Source organism: Vibrio sp. 10N.222.49.C9 (genome assembly GCF_041474985.1).
Taxonomy (GTDB): domain Bacteria; phylum Pseudomonadota; class Gammaproteobacteria; order Enterobacterales; family Vibrionaceae; genus Vibrio; species Vibrio crassostreae_C.
Genome location: NZ_JBFRVD010000023.1, coordinates 79,542 through 96,270, shown reverse-complemented (window position 1 = coordinate 96,270; position 16,729 = coordinate 79,542). Strand labels below are relative to the sequence as shown.

Sequence of the window (16,729 nt, the reverse complement as noted above, 5' to 3'; positions counted from 1 at the left end):
AACCAATCTTTCTTATCCATGCATATCTCCACAAGAAGGCGACCTGCAGAGATAAAGCATAAACAATGCCAATTTTATAAATAACCCAAAGTAATAGTGTTAAATATCAGTATCAGCTTTAGTTATCTAAAACACTCCATACAATTCAACGGTTCATTGAGTTGAAGCGACTCTGGGTGGTCTTGCAGAAACTCGATGAAGCAGTCTGCCATAGAGTCAGTGGTGACCGTGCCATCACCGATCATATCCAACACAGCGTTATAGCCCTCTTTGCCTTTCATTGTATAGGCTGACGACGCGCCCCGGTAAATACGGTTGCGAGAAACAGCTTGCCAACCTGAATCATCAGAGTGAATTTCTAGATGGTGAATCCTGTGTCCTATAGGCGCTTCTTTGTGGTAACAAAACCTCAAATTATGTGTATAAGGAAAGCTACCTGAACCTGTGCCCACGACACCATTATCAATCGCGTTATTGATTGCACCTTCAAGCATGCCAGCGATCGTTTCACCTTTTACTTCATACACACCAATAGGTACGGCAAACGGTAGTAGTTTTCCGGCAATATCGGCAACAGAGACATCGCCGCTGTTCAGTGAATTTCTTACACCACCGGCGTTGTGAATGGCAAAGTCAACCTGATGCCCTTTCTTGTTCATTAGATGGTGAAATGATTGAGCAACCAAGGGGGCTAGTTGACTCGGGCCTTTAGCATCTGGAATACGTACATGGCGAAGTTTAGTGTCTGCATGAGCAATCACTTGTTGCTGAAGCTTTCGAACTCGCGGCTGGTATTTATCCGTCAGAATGCTCTGCAGCTCAGGATCTTTCTTACACACTGCAATATTAGGGTGATTGTTTAAAAACTCACACGCCATATCGTGGGCATCGTCTTGCCCTACTTCACTCAGTTTCGCGTCTATAAAGAGTCGACGGCCTAATAACAGTTCGTTTTTACCATTGAAGTGCGTCACTTTGCCTTGAGAATCGAACTCGATTTCGCAGTGTCCTAAGCTCATGGCGTGGAAACCCGCTTGCACAACATAGGTATCGCCAATTTTCACACCGTATTCATCATCTTTAACTAAGCCGATATCAGAGAAATCACCTTGTAAGCGATGACTATGACCACCAACGATGACACCAATACCTGTTACGTTGGCTGCTAACTCTAAATCAGCTTCGTAACCAAGATGGCTAAGTAACACAATCTTGTTGATACCTGCTTGATGGATTTGCTCAATGGTCCCTTTTGCTGTTTCCAAAGCATTTTCAAACGGTGTATCGATATCTGGGTTAGCGATGCCTGCCATCTTGTCGATGCTTAAGCCGAATATTGCGACCTTCTCGCCATCAAACTCTTTCGTTATAAAAGAAGCACTTCGTGTTTCAGGCAGATAAGGCTTAACAATGTCGTTGTCCGCTAGCGTATGAGTTTTATTGATATCCTCATTCGATAGATTCCAGTTACCGGCCAACAGCGGGAATTTGATTCTTTTCGCGAAAATCGCAACGGGCTCATTACCCATGTCTAACTCGTGATTACCGAGCGTCATGGCATCTATATTAAGGGCATTCAACAAATCGGCATTGGCTTTTCCCTTGAATAAGGAAAAGTACAACGTGCCCTGGAAGCAGTCACCAGCGTGCAAGAACAAGGTTCCAACCTTCTGACGCTGGGCATCTTGTTCTATTTGTTTGAAGCGTGTTGAAATTCGAGCAAAGCCACCAGCACTGACATAAGGTTCAATGATGTGGTTGTTCATTTTAAGTGATAGCTGTAACGAGGTTGGTTCAAAGTATGAGTGGGTGTCGTTGATGTGTGCCAACACTATTTTTGTCGGCTTATTCTTTTTAGTCATATTTTCTTCTCTCTTTGTCCCTTCATACTAGGTCGAGAATCATGACAGAATCGTGAATTTTATGAAACTGCACTGCAAAAAAATACTCGAGATAGATCAAAAATCTCATTTTGCACCGTATTAATAAACAACGGGTTTTGTGACAGGTGAGCATACCGGATTTGGATTTTTCGATTATGATTAAAGATATCTGTTAGCTTTCAAATAATTAGCAGAGCCTTCCGTTAGGAGTAAGCCTATGCAACTAGAAAGAATCGAGATTTCTGGCTTTCGAGGTATCAAGCGCATGTCACTCGCGTTTGACGAGCTAACCACGCTTATTGGTGAAAATACTTGGGGTAAGTCTTCATTATTGGATGCCCTTTCCGTCATTCTGCCCTCAGACGGTGTGCCATATCACTTTGAAATGACCGATTTTCATGTCGATTACTCTGTTTCACACCCGCAGTCTCAACATCTTCAAATTGTTCTCGCTTTAAAAGCTAACGATAAGAGCGAACTTAACGCAGGTCGTTATCGCAAACTCAAACCTATTTGGGTTCAAGATGAATTTGGCGTATTTCGCATCTACTATCGCATCAGCGCGACGTTAGAACAGTATGAGACAACAACACACTATGCATTTCTTGGTTTGGACGGTAATCCGCTCAAGCTTCATCATTCAGAAAAGCTTGCTCAAGAATTAATGACCTTACATCCCGTTATCCGTTTGCGTGATGCAAGGCACTTTGATCGTCCTTTCAACGGCAAGTCCCTTAACCACAATGCTCACCTGCCGACTAATGTTCACGCAACTAATGCAAATTCAAACGGGAACGGGAACCATCACACGAGCAATGGCACAACAAATGGAAACGGCGCCAATAACGGTAATGGTCGACAAGCAAGAATAGAAAAACGAATAGACAACACCTGCCGCCGTCTTATGGCGATACCCGGACATGTTAATAAAGGTGAAATGCGCAGTAGCCTAGAGTCGATGCAAAGTTTGATTGAGCACTATTTTTCTTTCAAAAGTACTTCTCGTCGTAACCCTAGAAAACAGCGAGACGGATTGCTTTATTCTGCGGGTACCAATGATCAGAGTATTCATCAACTCGTCGAAGAGACCAAGAACAAACAAACTCGCTTATTATTCATGGGGTTACTTAACGCTTATCTACAAGCTAAAGGGCCAAACGACTTAAGGCGATGTGCGCGCCCTCTGTTGATCCTTGAAGATCCAGAAGGTCGATTGCACCCAACACACTTGGCAAGGGCTTGGAGCTTGATGCAGAAATTGCCCATGCAGAAAATCCTGACCACCAACAGTGGCGACCTACTTGCGGCGGTCCCACTTCAATCGATTCGTCGCTTGGTTCGTCAGTCAGACAAAACCATCGCCAATCAACTCAACATGAACCATTTCAGTAAGGATGAACTTCGACGAATTGGTTTTCATATCCGCTTCCACCGCTCTGGGGCACTATTTGCTCGCTGTTGGCTATTAGTAGAAGGTGAAACCGAGGTTTGGTTGTTCAATGAACTTTCCAACCAATGTGGCTATAACCTAGCAGCAGAAGGTGTGCAGATTATTGAGTTCGCCCAATCAGGACTTAAGGCACTGATTAAGGTCGCGCAAGAGTTTGGCATCGATTGGCATGTGGTAACTGACGGAGATGCGGCGGGTAAAAAATACGCAGCAACGGTGCTATCGAAGCTTGGTAATGATCAGGAAAGACATCGACTCACGGAACTGCCAGATAAAGATATCGAGCATTACCTATATATGAATGGGTTTGAGAGCTTTTTCCGTGACATGGTTAAGATTCCATACGATCACCCTATCCCTCCAAAGAAAGTGGTTGCCAAGGTATTGAAGAAACATGCAAAACCCGACCTTGCACTCGCCATTGTTTCTCATTGCGAGAATCAAGGACAAGAATGCATTCCGCTTTTATTAAGGTGGACATTAAAACGCGTGATCACCATGGCGAATGGAAATACCTAAACATAATTTGTTTTATAGATGCTATCAGTTGCTCTACTGATGAAATATTTATCTAGTCGCCTCAACCAAAAAAGGCACACCAAACGGTGTGCCTGTATAAATCGATATACAAATTAATTGGGGGTTATCTTGCAAGAGTTCACAGTGACTAACTAAGGTTAGGTTAACGAATTAAGCCTTTGCCTGTTTAGCGTGTTGTTCAACAACTTCCGAAGATTGAGTCGATTTCTCGTGAAGCCATAGCCCCGTTGCTTTCATCAAGTATCCAAATACACCACCAAGCAGTAAAGATGGCACTACAAGTTGCCAATCACCACCTGCAGCAAACGTCGCACAGCAACCAATGAAGGTGCCTGGGATATAACCTAGCCACGCTTGTTTCGCTTGAATACACATAAAGAAAGCCACAATAGCAGTAATCATGTAGCCTAAAATCTCTAACCCTGCGAAGGTTGAGCTTTCGATAATCACCATTGCCCAGAATACGCCAGTCATGTTGGTCAATAAGCTACCTGCTAGTCCTTTAACGCCGCCTGTTGGCGAAGCAAAGTAACTGGTGCAACCTAAGAAACCTGCCCATGACAATAAGCCGAAAGAGATAGCAATCCATCCCCATAGACCTGACAAAATACCTGTTGTTAATGAAATCGCGACTAATGTACTCATACTATTTCTAAAGCCTAATTACGTAATTGAACGCAACCGGATTTAGCCTCACTTAAAATCAAGTAAGCATACTATGGGAAGATAGCCCTTATTTAGCCGATCACGATCACATTAATAATGTATGCAGATGTGCATTTATCACTAGATAGAGACCGAAATCGCTTATTCAACATATTTGGTTATCAGTATTTTATCAATTTATCGTTACAGAACCGATGGCTTGCCTTTCATCATGCGCTTACCTTCTCGCTTAATACACTCAGCAAGTGGGTTCTCAGACATATCTGCACGCCAAATAAAGGACAAGGTTCTTTCCATTTCAAGCTCAGGGACATTTAATGTGACCAGTTGACCAGACTCAACAAACTGTTCGACATCGAGATAAGGTAAACACGTTAAATATGGGCCGTTTGCAACCAAACTTCTTAAAACAGGAACGTGTTCATACTCTCGCCAAACATCAAGATCACCAATTAAATGGTGAATAGAGCTATCAAAAACTTTGCGAGTACCCGAACCATGTTCACGTAATACCCATTTTGCTTGTTCTAATTGCGCCAAGCTTACTCGTTCACGCTTCGCAAACGGGTGATGAGCCGATGCAACCACCGTTAAATGGTCCGTACACCACACTTCTTGGTGAACTCGGTTGTCATCACAACGACCTTCGATAACACCCAAGTCATATTGATAATCTAATACGCCATCAATAACCGCATCGGTACTTTGTACGCCGAGCGAGATTCGCATCTCAGGAAAGTCGTTATCAATAATACTGATGAGGTCAGGAACTAGGTGTTCCGCTGGTGTTTGGCTTGCACCGAGTTTGAGCTCTCCACTTAGTAAATGCTGCTCATAAAAACCCATCTCAATTTGCTGCGCATCTTGCAGTAAACGCTTCGCTTTAGGCCTTAGCCACATCCCCCAATGAGTAAGAGCCATTTGCTTGCCCTGCCTTTCAAACAAAGGCCTGCCGAGCATTTTTTCCAACTGTGCAAGAGACATACTTGTCGCCGACTGAGTCAACGCCAATTTGTCTGCTGCCTGACTAACGCTCCCGGAGTCTGCTACTGCATCAAATACCGCGAGTTGCTTTAATGAATAACGCAAAATTCATCCTTAATGCTTTTAATTATTTGTGTCCTGATGCTCGTTTTTTATAAAGCCAATGAGCAATCAATTTCATTCTACGCGTAACCCAATCTATATCAATAAATTTGATGTGGTTTCTAAAAATTATCAATTTTACCTCTACCCATCAACGCCCTAATCTGGAATGGCAGGACACAACGAGCCCTGCAAAACATTACTGATTAACCATTACGGATTAACCAAGTCATTAACACTAGGAATTACACATGACGGATTGTTCAAGGGGGGGATATGGCAACCAGCACTTCTGAAAATCATCAACTGTTCTCACCAACAGAAATGATGGCGGAAGCAGAGAAGTTTGCATTAAGTAAAGCAAATAAAACCAGCAGCATGACATTGAGTTTGGCAATCATGGCTGGCGCATTCATCGGGCTTGCTTTTTTGTTCTACATCACGGTAACCACGGGCAGCGCTGATGCTGGATGGGGATTGAGTCGCTTAGCCGGCGGTCTTGCATTCAGTATGGGTTTGATCTTGATTGTGATTTGCGGTGGTGAGCTATTTACCAGCTCAGTGTTATCCAGCATCTCATGGGCTAACAAGCAAATCACCTTCACTAAGATGCTGTCTATCTGGGGCAAAGTGTATGTCGGCAACTTTATCGGTGCCATGTTCCTATTGGCTTTGGTAAGCGCAGCAGGCTTATATCAACTGGATGGCGGCCAATGGGGCTTAAACGCTCTAAACATTGCTCAACACAAGCTGCACCACAGCCCAGTTCAAGCGTTTGCTTTGGGTGTGCTTTGTAACTTGTTGGTGTGTTTAGCGATTTGGTTAACGTTCAGCTCTGCTAACGCAATGACCAAAGCAATGATGACCGTGTTACCCGTTGCAATGTTCGTAAGCTCAGGCTTTGAACACTGTGTGGCGAATATGTTCATGGTTCCTCTAGGCATCACGATTCAAACATTCGCCCCGGAAAGCTTCTGGATGCAAATCGGTGCAACACCGGCGCAGTACGCAGACTTAAACGTCATGCAATTTGTCACAGCAAACTTAATACCAGTGACAATCGGCAACATCGTAGGTGGTTCAGTATTGGTCGGCTTAGCCAACTGGAGCATCTACCGTCGCCCACAACTTAAAGCAGCAAAAATTACCGCTATTACACAAACAACAGAAATTACGTCAGTTAAGGAAATTACTATGAACACAGCAACTACTATCAAGCAAATCATGAACACTCAACCAATTACACTGAGCGTAGAAATGCCAACATCAGTCGCGATTGATACACTTTTAGACGCGCAACTTGTTAGCGCTCCTGTTTGCGATGTTGAAGGTCGTCTAGTGGGTATCTTCTCTGTTCATGACGTAATGGTTGACCTTTGGTGCCAAGATTACATCCCAACTAAAGGCCAAAAAGTTGTAGACCTAATGAGCCGTGACGTTGTGGCAATCGACGCAAACGACAAGCTAGTGGACGTTGCTGAGTTCCTATGCATCGACAAAGAGCAACTGTACCCGACGACAAGCATGGGCTTCGCTACTCGCCTGACATCTCTTTCTCTAGAAGAGCGTGCAAAAGCGATGAAAGTAAGCCAACCACATATGCTTCCAGTGTTAGAAAACGGCGTAATGGTAGGTGTGTTGACTCGCATTGAAGTGATGCAAGCACTACGTCCAATCTACGGTGACCGACTAAACGTGGTTCCACAAGCTGAACTAGAAACGGCTTAACTAATCTTAAGTTGAACTATTAGGGATTAGTAGTTCAATTAGATAACTCAGTCATGGCAACGTTGACTGGCTAGAGGTAAACGGTGGCTTTTAACGTACTAAACGGTTTGACACAAAACAGACCTAAACGCGTTGCCATTTATCTCAATAAAAAAGGCGCAAAGTGAAAACTTTGCGCCTTTCTCTATTTCTAACTGTTGCTTTCTAAGTATCTATTTAACTTTTGGTGTTACATAAGAGATTGATACTAGTTAGCGATCAACAATAGCTAGATTACTTCTTTACACCTTCAACGTGTAGATCCATATCTACATAGCTTGAAGCGCCCATTACTGGAATGTTGAAGTCAGCAAGTTCTAGACGAGTTGTACCAACGAAACCTGCACGCTCACCGCCCCATGGGTCTTGACCAGCACCGATGAATTCAGCTTCGATAACGATAGGCTTAGTTACGCCGTGAAGCTTAAGGTCACCCATTACTTCAAGTTTGCCGTCGCCTTTATCAACAACTTTCGTGCTGTTGAATGTCGCATCAGAGAACTTACCAGCATCGATGAAATCGCCGCTACGGATATGCTTATCACGTTCTGCGTGGTTTGAATCAAGGCTTGTAGTATCAACCGTTACGTTTACTGTAGACGCTTCAACGTTGCTTTCATCAAATGAGAAGTCACCTGAGAATGTGTTAAAACGACCTTGGATAAAGCTGTAACCCAGGTGGCTAACTTTAAAGTTAACTGAAGCATGCGCACCTTTTGTATCAATCACGTAATCAGCGGCGTTCGCAGCGAAAGGCATTGCCATTGCAAATGCTAATCCTGTAGCGATAATTGACTTTTTCATTTTGAAGCTCCTATCATTTTTCGTAGCGTATCGTCTTTGTCGATAACGTGGTGTTTTATCGCCGCTAAGGCGTGTACTGATGCCATGATGATCAGTACCCATGCAGCATAGTAGTGAATCGTTCCTGCGAGATCAGATTGGTTTGCAAACAGTTCACCCATACTTGGTACAGTGAACCAATTGAATACGTCGATCCCGCGGCCATCTGATGTTGAAATCAAATAACCTGAAATAAATAAAACCGCTAAGTTAATGTACATAAAGCCGTGAGCGATCTTCGCTGCTGCAACTTCATAGCTTTTACCTTCTACTTTAGGTGACGCGGTAACTAGTTTCCAAACCAAGCGGATAACAGTAACAGTAGCCAAAAGAATGCCTACCGAGCGGTGATAGTCTGGCGCTGTTTTGTACCACTCGCTGTAATATGAAAGATCAACCATCCACAGGCCTACACCAAATAAGCCAAATACTGCGAGAGCTGAAATCCAATGCATCGCTCTAGCTAAAGGGTTGTAATTTCTAACGTTGTTGTCCATGCATCTCTTCCGAATGTTAACGAATCGTGTAGTTTTGAAAAGCGTACCCTACACTAAGTTTGTGTAACATATTATTTACCAAGCTTTACAATAGTTACATCATTGCAAATTAAACGAGTTATTCAAATTATTTGAACAAGTTTGGGCTAAACGTTAAATTTCAACAATTTGCTCGATTTCGTAGAGCTCATCTGAGATGTCTAACATTTTGCGTTCCATCACTTTCTGAGCGTCTTCTATCCCCTTGTTGTAATACACTGCGCCAAATTTTTTGCTGATGAAGTCGACCAAGAATTCCGTGTCGAACTGACCAAGCTCCACATCAAGTTCATCCTGCAGGTACTTTTGGAGCGTATTAGTAAGCTCAGACTTTTGTTTCGAATCTAATTGAATGGTCATGAATGTTTCCAAATAAAGAGTAAGTAGATCAATTGTGATTTGCTGACTAGACTATAGTCGAGGTAACTAGCTAGAATTCCTCATAATTTAGAATACTGACCTGTAGGGCGCCAGTGCTATCCATAAAATCACTCAGCAATGGTTAATTTTGATAGAGAGATCAAGAACTCGCACTTTGACGATAGGTAACGGAACCGCAATTACCGTACTATTGCCCATCAATAAGATAGTAGCTGTGTATAAGGGACTTCATTGTTATTAGATCTAGTGATTAAAAGCGTTAATCAATTTCAAGACGATTGCCTAAAGCTCTGTGAACGCCACTACCCTACGGTACACAATCAAGGGATCAGTGAGCACCATATAGGTAAGGCATTTGCCCGCCGAATGGAGCACACCTTCGTTAGCTTTAATCATGCAAGCAACATCAGCCCACTTGAAATGCTTTCCTCTAGAGAAACGCCTCGACACTTCCGAATATCTTCCGAAATCGGTACCGTTTGGATGATCAGTCATCATATGGTGAGCGCCGGGAAAACATGTCGTAGAAAGTTGATGTTGGACATCCATAATTGGCAACAAGAGTATGGATTTTCCATTCAACCCAATGACGTTTTGATCATTGTCTCCGACCATTGGATTAGCCGAAGTAAAAACAGTGGCGAATTATTGCATTGGTGGATGGGTGAACTCCCAGATGAGATCACGGAATATAGTCAACAAGGTATCACGCTAAGAGAGAGTGATTCTCAATTCGCCACTGAGTTAAATAACAACTTTAAAATCAGCCCTTGCTTTATTAAATTTGGACACCCTTTAAAACGGTCAGGAAATCAACAACTGGTTCGTAAATACCTGCAACTTTATGCGGTACTTCAATGGCAGTAAGAATACGGGTCAACTTTTTCAATCAGTTTTGAAAGTACATTGTTAGACCTCTATCCCAATATTTTATAAAACACACATCAAGCCCTGCCCAATAATCAATCAAAGTTTATCTTCGATATAATAATAACTTATCAGATCATCATTCATATTTTGAGAAGTAGATATCATTTATATGCAAACGGAGCTGCTTGTTGATATTGCAACTTTGACATTCCCCCATAACCTGGGGCTTTGTCCTTACTTTCACCTGGTGTATTGGCGTTGAAAGCTTATATTGATTGGTGTTGATATGAGATAGATTACTCAGAGATTAAATTCACAATAGTCATTATTAATGGTGAATGATAAGTAATTTTAATGATTAATATCAATTATCATGCTGTTTTTTCGTTAATTATATTTATTTAAATATTAACTCTACAAATGAGTTTTTATTAATTGACAATTTACTTACACCTGTCAATATTGTGACAGCCGCGACATGTACGTCCGCCATTGAATAAACCCTCTTTACTAGCGACTATGATTTTATCAGACAGAAGTGAATTTATTAGCTGTATATCCGTAGGTGCTGATATGCAGTTTATTGCGAAATACCAAGACCTGACGCTTAGAAGCGTCTATCAACCTATATTCGACTCTTCTATGACTCAAATAGGTGTTGAGGCTTTGGTGCGCATTTCAAATAACAAAGGTGATATTGTTCGTCCTGATCACTTCTTCCATTCCGACGAAACCTCAAGCACAGACAAAATCAATGTAGAGAGGTTGAGTCGAGCGATTCATATCCGTAACTTCGCACAATCGACAATCCGTCATTTACATCTATTTTTGAACGTTCTTCCAAACGTTGGTGAGTTGTTTGCTGCAGAAAAGGTCAGCGATAGCTTGTTAGCTAAACGCCTTCACGAGCTTAACCTTTCATGCGAACAGATAGTGATGGAGTTGGTAGAGTTGAACGCAGAAAGTGAAGAGCGTTTGAAAGATGCCGCTCTTTCTCTTGCGGATAATGGCTTTCAAATAGCGGTCGATGATTTTGGAACGCAAGCATCAACCGAACAACGCGTTCGTCACATTAACCCTCATATCATCAAGATAGACCGCTCGGTTATGTTGGACTTTGAACAAGGCGACACTCGAGAAATGGAGTTAGTACTTGATCTTGCAAACCAAATTGGCGCAAAGACAGTGATTGAAGGTATTGAAACCCAACAACAACTCGAAGCGATGCAGGGCTTAGGCTTCAATATGTATCAAGGCTACCACTTAGCCATGCCAAAGCCGATTGAGTTAGACATACGGCTAGCAATTTAGAATCGCCCTATTGTTCTTAAAGCCGCTTGCCCATTGAGTAGCGGATTTTTTAATGCTTTCCTATTCGTACCCTCTTACCGCTCTCACGTGTCAACACATTTCAGGACGGGACAACACGCATAAAAAACCCAGTCAAATTTGACTGGGCTGGCTTAAAAGAATCTGTTTTATATCATTCCCTAATAACCCGCAGTGGACGGTTTGATTCTATATAAAATAGCGAACATCACCGGTACTACTATTAGCGTTAGTACGGTAGCAAAACCTAAGCCTGCCATGATGGTAATCGCCATCGAGCCGAAAAATGCATCGAATACCAAAGGAATCATACCCAAGATAGTCGTTAATGCTGCCATAGATACCGGTCGTACACGACTAATCGCACTGTCGACAACCGCTAAATATGGGTCTTTACCTGTTGATAGCTCACTGTTGATCTGGTCAAGCAGTACAATGCCGTTCTTCAAAATCATGCCGCTTAGACTCAATAAGCCAAGGAACGCTGTGAAGCTGAATGGCATATTGGTACCTAACAGACCAATTGAAACACCAATGATAGAGAGTGGAACCGTAAACCAAATCACAAGCGGCTTACGAACCGAGTTAAACAGAAGCATCGTGATGATAAACATCAGCAAATAACCCATTGGCAGTGAACCAAACAGAGATTCTTGCGCATCTTTAGAGCTTTCGTACTCACCACCCCAGCTAATGCTGTAGCCTTCTGGTAAATCTAATGCTTCTACCTTTGGTTTCACACGAGCAAACAGACTCGCTGGCGTTTCATAACCAAGAACATCGTGGTCAGCCAATACTGTTAGCGTACGTTTTCTGTCGCGACGCTGAATCAGTGGCTCAGACCATTGAAGCTCTACGCCATCAATCACTTGCTCAACTGGGATGTAAGTTTGTAGTGATGGGCTCCAAATCTTCACATTGTTTAGCGATTCGAAATCAAAACGCTCTTCTTCCGGTAAACGCGCCACGATAGGTAACATATGAGTACCATCACGCAGTAGGCCGATGTTGTAACCGCCAAACGCCATCTGTAATGTCTCAGACAAGTCAGTTTTTGAAATGCCTAGGCGACGAGCCTTAGATTCGTTGAACAGTGGTACAAGTTCTTTAGTGCGTTCACGCCAGTCATGACGAACATTTCGAGAGCCTGGATCGGCAAGCAAGATGTCTTCGACTTCAACTGCAATGTTACGCAGTACTTGTGGATCGGCACCGATAATACGCGCTTCAATTTTTGAAGCGGGTGACGGACCAAACTCAATCAACTTGAACTGGAACGTTGGTTGCTCAAATTCGTTCGCTAAGTCTTTGTCTAGCGCCGCTAGAGCCTTAAACATAGTGTCGCGGTCAGTGGTTCTTACTTGTAACTGGGCGTACGCTTCGTAGCTTTTCTCTGGTTGGTAAGTCAGTGCGAAACGTTGCATGCCCTGCCCAACCGTTGTCGTTACAAACTCCACGTCGTCTTGCTGGCGAATGTAGCTTTCAACTTTTTCTGTCTGCTTGATCGTTTCACGAACATCGGTGCCTTCTGGCATCCACATGTCTACGTAAAACATTGGGGTATTTGACGGCGGGAAGAACTGCTGCTTCACCATACCAAAACCGACGACAGAAACTGCTAATAGAGCGACCATACTAACTACAGTAAGCCATCTAAATCGAAGTGCTACTTTCAGACACGCACCGAATACCACAAACAGGATGCCTTTGTATGGGTCTTCGTTCTCATCAACCTTGTCTTCTTCTTTAAGCAACATCTCGGCAAGGAATGGCGTTAGTGTTAGTGCAGTTACCCAACTCAAAAACAGTGAGAAACACAGTACCCAAAACAGTGAACCCATGAATTCGCCTGTCGCATCCTTCGACAAACCAATCGGTGCAAACGCTGTGATAGCGATAATGGTCGCACCTAACAGTGGCCATTGTGTTTGCTTGACGATGTCTTTCGCTGCTTGAAGCTTGGTTTTGCCTTTCTTCAAGCCCACCAAAATACCTTCAACGACAACAATCGCATTATCCACCAGCATACCCAGCGCGATGATCAGTGCCCCCAGAGAGATGCGGTGCAGTTCAACATCGTTGTAATCCATCAGGATGAAGGTACCGAATACCGTCAATAGAAGAACCAAACCGATGATCAAACCACTGCGTAAGCCCATTGCGAACAACAATACAATGATAACGATGGCTACCGCTTCAACTAGGCTGATTAAGAAGTCAGCCACAGATTTGTCTACTTCTTGCGCTTGGTTGTAGAAGTAATTCAGTTCTACACCCGCTGGCTTAATGCTTTCTAGGCGATCCAGTTCCGCATCCAGTGCTTTACCAATCTCAACCACGTTTACACCAGAAGAGAACGCAATACCCAAGTTGATTGCTGGTTTACCGTTGTACGTTAATACATTGCCCGGCTTTTCTTGAATACCACGAGTTACTTCAGCGACATCTTTCAAGCGAATCAGGTTACCTGTATCGCGACCATGAATGATCAGGTTTTCTAGTTCTTCAACCGTGCTTAAGGTGCCGTTTGGCTTGATCGTAAGGCTTTGACCATTCAGCATCACCTCGCCTGCCGATACCACACTGTTTTGCTGTGCTAGCAGTGACGTAACCGTCGACATATCTAGGTTCAATGCGGCTAAGCGTTCCAGTGACATCTCAACAAACAGTTGTTCTTGTTGGTCACCTGCAATGCTTACTTTACCGACACCGTCGACCAGTTCGATTTCACGCGTTAGGTAATCTGCGTACTGTTTGAGCTCAACGTAATCGTAACCATCACCGGTCAGCATGATCATCACACCAAACACATCACCAAAATCATCGATGATCTGAACGGAATTTACACCACTTGGCAGTGTTGGTTGTAGATCGTTGATCTTACGGCGCATTTCATCCCAGATCTGAGGCAGCTCGTCTGGACCGTAGTCCATCTTCATACTGACCATAATTTGGGACATACCGTTCGATGATGTCGAGGTAATCTTGTCGATGTACGGAAGCTGTCTTATCTCTTTTTCTAGTGGGTAAGTCAGCTCTTCTTCAACTTCCATTGACGTAGCGCCAGGGTAAGTTGAAATAATCATTGCATCTTTAATGGTAAAAGCTGGGTCTTCTAAACGGGATAGATTACCAAAAGACGTCACACCGCCAATGGCCAAAATGACTAGAAACAGCCAGCTGATTACTTTGTTCTTTATTGAATATTCTGCGATGTTCATTCTGCTTTTCCTGACAATTGGATTCCGTCACGGAGTTTTCTTAAATTCGAATTTACGAGTAGCTCACCTTGCTCAACACCATGAGCGATGAGTGCGCCTTGGCCACTGATCTTGTCGACTTCTACTTCGCTTTTGAATGCTTGTCCGTCTTCCATTTTCCACACATAGAACTGATTCGCTTCAGAGCCCGCTTCTAGCGTTGTCATTGGTAATTGGTAGCCTTGAACATCGCTCAGGCCCGCTTTCGCCATATCTACATTGACCGTAACGCTCGTGCCTGGCAGGATTTCACTTTCAGGCTGCTGCATCTGCATCCAAAATTCGTAGGTACGGGATTGTGGGTGCAGTTCACTGGTGTGTTCTAGATACGTCAGTGGATATTGGCCTGTGTGACCGCCAAAGGTCGCCTCAGGACGATAGCTATTTGAACGCATGTCTGGGCTAATTGACGCCAAGATCGAATCTGATACTTGAATTCGCACATACACCTTGTCGTTCTGGTACACACTCAGTAGTGTTTCTCCAGGCGTCGTATTTTCGAATCGTTGCTTATCGACAGTTGAAACTGTTCCTGAGAACGGCGCTAAAAGTTCTGTGTAACTCAGCTTGCGTTTCGCCGCCGCCAAATTCGCCGATGCGAGCTTATAGTTAGCCGTCAGTTGGTCGTGTTCTGATTGCGATAACATTTCGCTGCCAAACATCTCCGTTCCACGGGCCAACTGTTTGCTTGCCAGTTTGAATTGAGATTGAGCATCAGTCAGATCTTGTACGTACGTTGCGTTATCTAAGGTGGCTAATAACTGCCCTTTTTCGACATTGTCGCCCGCTTCTACTAATACTTGTTGAATCTCGCCTGCTAGCTTAAATGCCAAGGGAGTCAATTCAGCTGGCATCACCTGTCCATTAAAACTTCTGAACTGATTAGTAAGCGGTGCGCCAACTTCAAAGGTAGAAACCAACAAAGGTGGTTGTTCACGGTGTACAGCTTCATTGTTACAGGCTTGAAGTAACAGAACCGACGCGACAACAACTGATAATTTTGAAAGGTTCATTAAATACCGCCCTCACGAAGCCAAGCTTTTACTTGTTGTCCGTCTGATAACACATCCACACCCGCTTCAACGATAAGGTCACCAGACGACAATCCGTCGATAACCTTGCCTTGCTCATCAAGAAGGACTTGTACTTTAGAAATCAGTTGAGAGTCAGGGTTATAACGCCATAGTTCACCATGGCCTACGTCTTTGTTTAACCAAGCTGAATCCACAATACCAATGCCGTAGTCAGATTTACTTTTCTGAACTTCAACTTGCGCTGTCATACCAGAAAGTAGATTGATGCCTTCTGGCTTTTCGATAGACACAACCGCTTGGTAGCTGTTGGTATCTTCATCTGGTTGCGTTGAGATTTCTTTAAAGCGAGTCGGGATACGAATGCCGCGGTGGCTGTCCATCACAACCCACATGTTTGAGCTCGTTAGGTCTTGAATAGAACGGTCTTCAAGCTTTGATACTGGAATTGAAAACGTCACATCCATTTCACTGTGATTCAAAATATTCAGTACAGGCTGCTTTTCTGCGATCAATTGATATTGCTTTCCAAACACCATCGATACCACGCCATCGAATGGAGCAACTAAGGTAGTGTAGCCAAGGTTTGTTTTTGCTTGGTCCAACTCAACTTCAGCGGCAGTAAAGGTGTTTACGGCTTGGTCGTAGTAATCGGTACTGACCAGTTTTTTCGCATACAACTCAGAAGCTTGTTTGTATTGGCTGTTCGCCAGATCAAATTTAGCTTGGGCTGCGTCAACGGCAATACGGTAATCCGTCGCGTCTAATACGGCTAACACCTGACCTTTCTTCACTTCTTGTCCCATACGAACATCGAAGGTTTCTATATCTCCACCCACTTGGAAAGAAAGTGCCGCACGGTCGGTTGCATCAACCTTTGCAATGAAGCTATCGAGATCAATATCAGTCTGTTGTGGGATTTCGAACAGCTTGACTGGCTTGATTACCTGCACATTTTCCTCTGACTGAACTTTGTCACATCCAGTTAGAGAGCCTGCGAGCAATAGTGCTGCAATAACAGCTCCCATGCGCTTGCTCGATATGGCATTGATAGACAAATTGAACTGCATGATGCCTCTCCGTTTAA

At 43.6% G+C, this 16,729-nt stretch carries 13 protein-coding genes; 4 read left to right on the top strand and 9 right to left on the bottom strand.

Features of this window, described 5'->3' with window-relative positions:
• Window positions 1-122 precede the first annotated feature (122 nt).
• Entirely contained in the window at window positions 123-1,862 is a 1,740-nt protein-coding gene (locus AB4585_RS10760; RefSeq protein WP_102333460.1) for a bifunctional UDP-sugar hydrolase/5'-nucleotidase, read from the bottom strand.
• A gap of 238 nt (window positions 1,863-2,100) precedes the next feature.
• On the opposite strand from AB4585_RS10760, the gene AB4585_RS10755 reads away from it, so the two are divergent.
• Window positions 2,101-3,852 carry an ATP-dependent endonuclease gene (locus tag AB4585_RS10755; protein ID WP_372169791.1) on the top strand — a complete coding sequence of 584 codons (1,752 nt, stop codon included), beginning with the start codon at window positions 2,101-2,103 and terminating at the stop codon, window positions 3,850-3,852.
• Window positions 3,853-4,023: 171 nt separating this feature from the next.
• On the opposite strand, the gene AB4585_RS10750 is transcribed toward AB4585_RS10755, so the two are convergent.
• Window positions 4,024-4,518, bottom strand: a complete 495-nt coding sequence (locus tag AB4585_RS10750) for a DUF1097 domain-containing protein (RefSeq protein ID WP_017059817.1) — start codon at window positions 4,516-4,518, stop codon at window positions 4,024-4,026.
• Between the two features lie 204 nt (window positions 4,519-4,722).
• Window positions 4,723-5,628 (bottom strand): LysR substrate-binding domain-containing protein, encoded by a 906-nt coding sequence (locus AB4585_RS10745; RefSeq protein WP_017064628.1) that lies wholly within the window; start codon window positions 5,626-5,628, stop codon window positions 4,723-4,725.
• 273 nt (window positions 5,629-5,901) lie between these two features.
• Between AB4585_RS10745 and focA the strand changes: the two genes are divergently transcribed.
• A complete protein-coding gene (gene focA / locus AB4585_RS10740) occupies window positions 5,902-7,353 on the top strand; it encodes a formate transporter FocA (protein ID WP_017064629.1) in 1,452 nt (483 codons plus the stop codon).
• Window positions 7,354-7,626: 273 nt separating this feature from the next.
• Here focA and AB4585_RS10735 read toward each other — a convergent pair whose 3' ends face one another.
• The 3 genes from AB4585_RS10735 to AB4585_RS10725 all read right to left on the bottom strand — a co-directional run bounded on the left by AB4585_RS10735 (window position 7,627) and on the right by AB4585_RS10725 (window position 9,131).
• Window positions 7,627-8,196, bottom strand: a complete 570-nt coding sequence (locus AB4585_RS10735) for a YceI family protein (protein ID WP_017059819.1) — start codon at window positions 8,194-8,196, stop codon at window positions 7,627-7,629.
• Window positions 8,193-8,732 (bottom strand): cytochrome b, encoded by a 540-nt coding sequence (locus AB4585_RS10730; protein WP_017059820.1) that lies wholly within the window; start codon window positions 8,730-8,732, stop codon window positions 8,193-8,195. Before AB4585_RS10730 ends, AB4585_RS10735 begins: the two co-directional genes overlap by 4 nt.
• A gap of 153 nt (window positions 8,733-8,885) precedes the next feature.
• On the bottom strand, window positions 8,886-9,131 hold the full coding sequence (locus AB4585_RS10725) for a DUF2164 domain-containing protein (protein ID WP_229647529.1): 246 nt from the start codon (window positions 9,129-9,131) through the stop codon (window positions 8,886-8,888).
• A 252-nt stretch (window positions 9,132-9,383) separates the two neighbouring features.
• Here AB4585_RS10725 and AB4585_RS10720 point away from each other — a divergent pair, with 252 nt between their 5' ends.
• Together AB4585_RS10720 and AB4585_RS10715 are read left to right on the top strand one after the other, a co-directional pair.
• On the top strand, window positions 9,384-10,019 hold the full coding sequence (locus AB4585_RS10720) for a hypothetical protein (protein ID WP_029236415.1): 636 nt from the start codon (window positions 9,384-9,386) through the stop codon (window positions 10,017-10,019).
• A 576-nt stretch (window positions 10,020-10,595) separates the two neighbouring features.
• Window positions 10,596-11,333 (top strand): EAL domain-containing protein, encoded by a 738-nt coding sequence (locus AB4585_RS10715; RefSeq protein WP_029235240.1) that lies wholly within the window; start codon window positions 10,596-10,598, stop codon window positions 11,331-11,333.
• A 179-nt stretch (window positions 11,334-11,512) separates the two neighbouring features.
• Here the strand turns inward: AB4585_RS10715 and AB4585_RS10710 are convergent, their stop codons facing one another.
• Genes AB4585_RS10710 through AB4585_RS10700 form a run of 3 tightly spaced genes read right to left on the bottom strand, consistent with a single transcriptional unit; the run spans window position 11,513 to window position 16,712 of the window.
• Window positions 11,513-14,572 (bottom strand): efflux RND transporter permease subunit, encoded by a 3,060-nt coding sequence (locus tag AB4585_RS10710; protein ID WP_372097482.1) that lies wholly within the window; start codon window positions 14,570-14,572, stop codon window positions 11,513-11,515.
• The gene (locus tag AB4585_RS10705; RefSeq protein ID WP_017065790.1) at window positions 14,569-15,624 is read right to left on the bottom strand and encodes an efflux RND transporter periplasmic adaptor subunit; all 1,056 of its coding nucleotides are present in this window, start codon (window positions 15,622-15,624) and stop codon (window positions 14,569-14,571) included. Before AB4585_RS10705 ends, AB4585_RS10710 begins: the two co-directional genes overlap by 4 nt.
• Window positions 15,624-16,712, bottom strand: coding sequence for an efflux RND transporter periplasmic adaptor subunit (locus AB4585_RS10700; RefSeq protein ID WP_017064636.1), 1,089 nt, complete (start codon window positions 16,710-16,712; stop codon window positions 15,624-15,626). Before AB4585_RS10700 ends, AB4585_RS10705 begins: the two co-directional genes overlap by 1 nt.
• Window positions 16,713-16,729 lie beyond the last annotated feature (17 nt).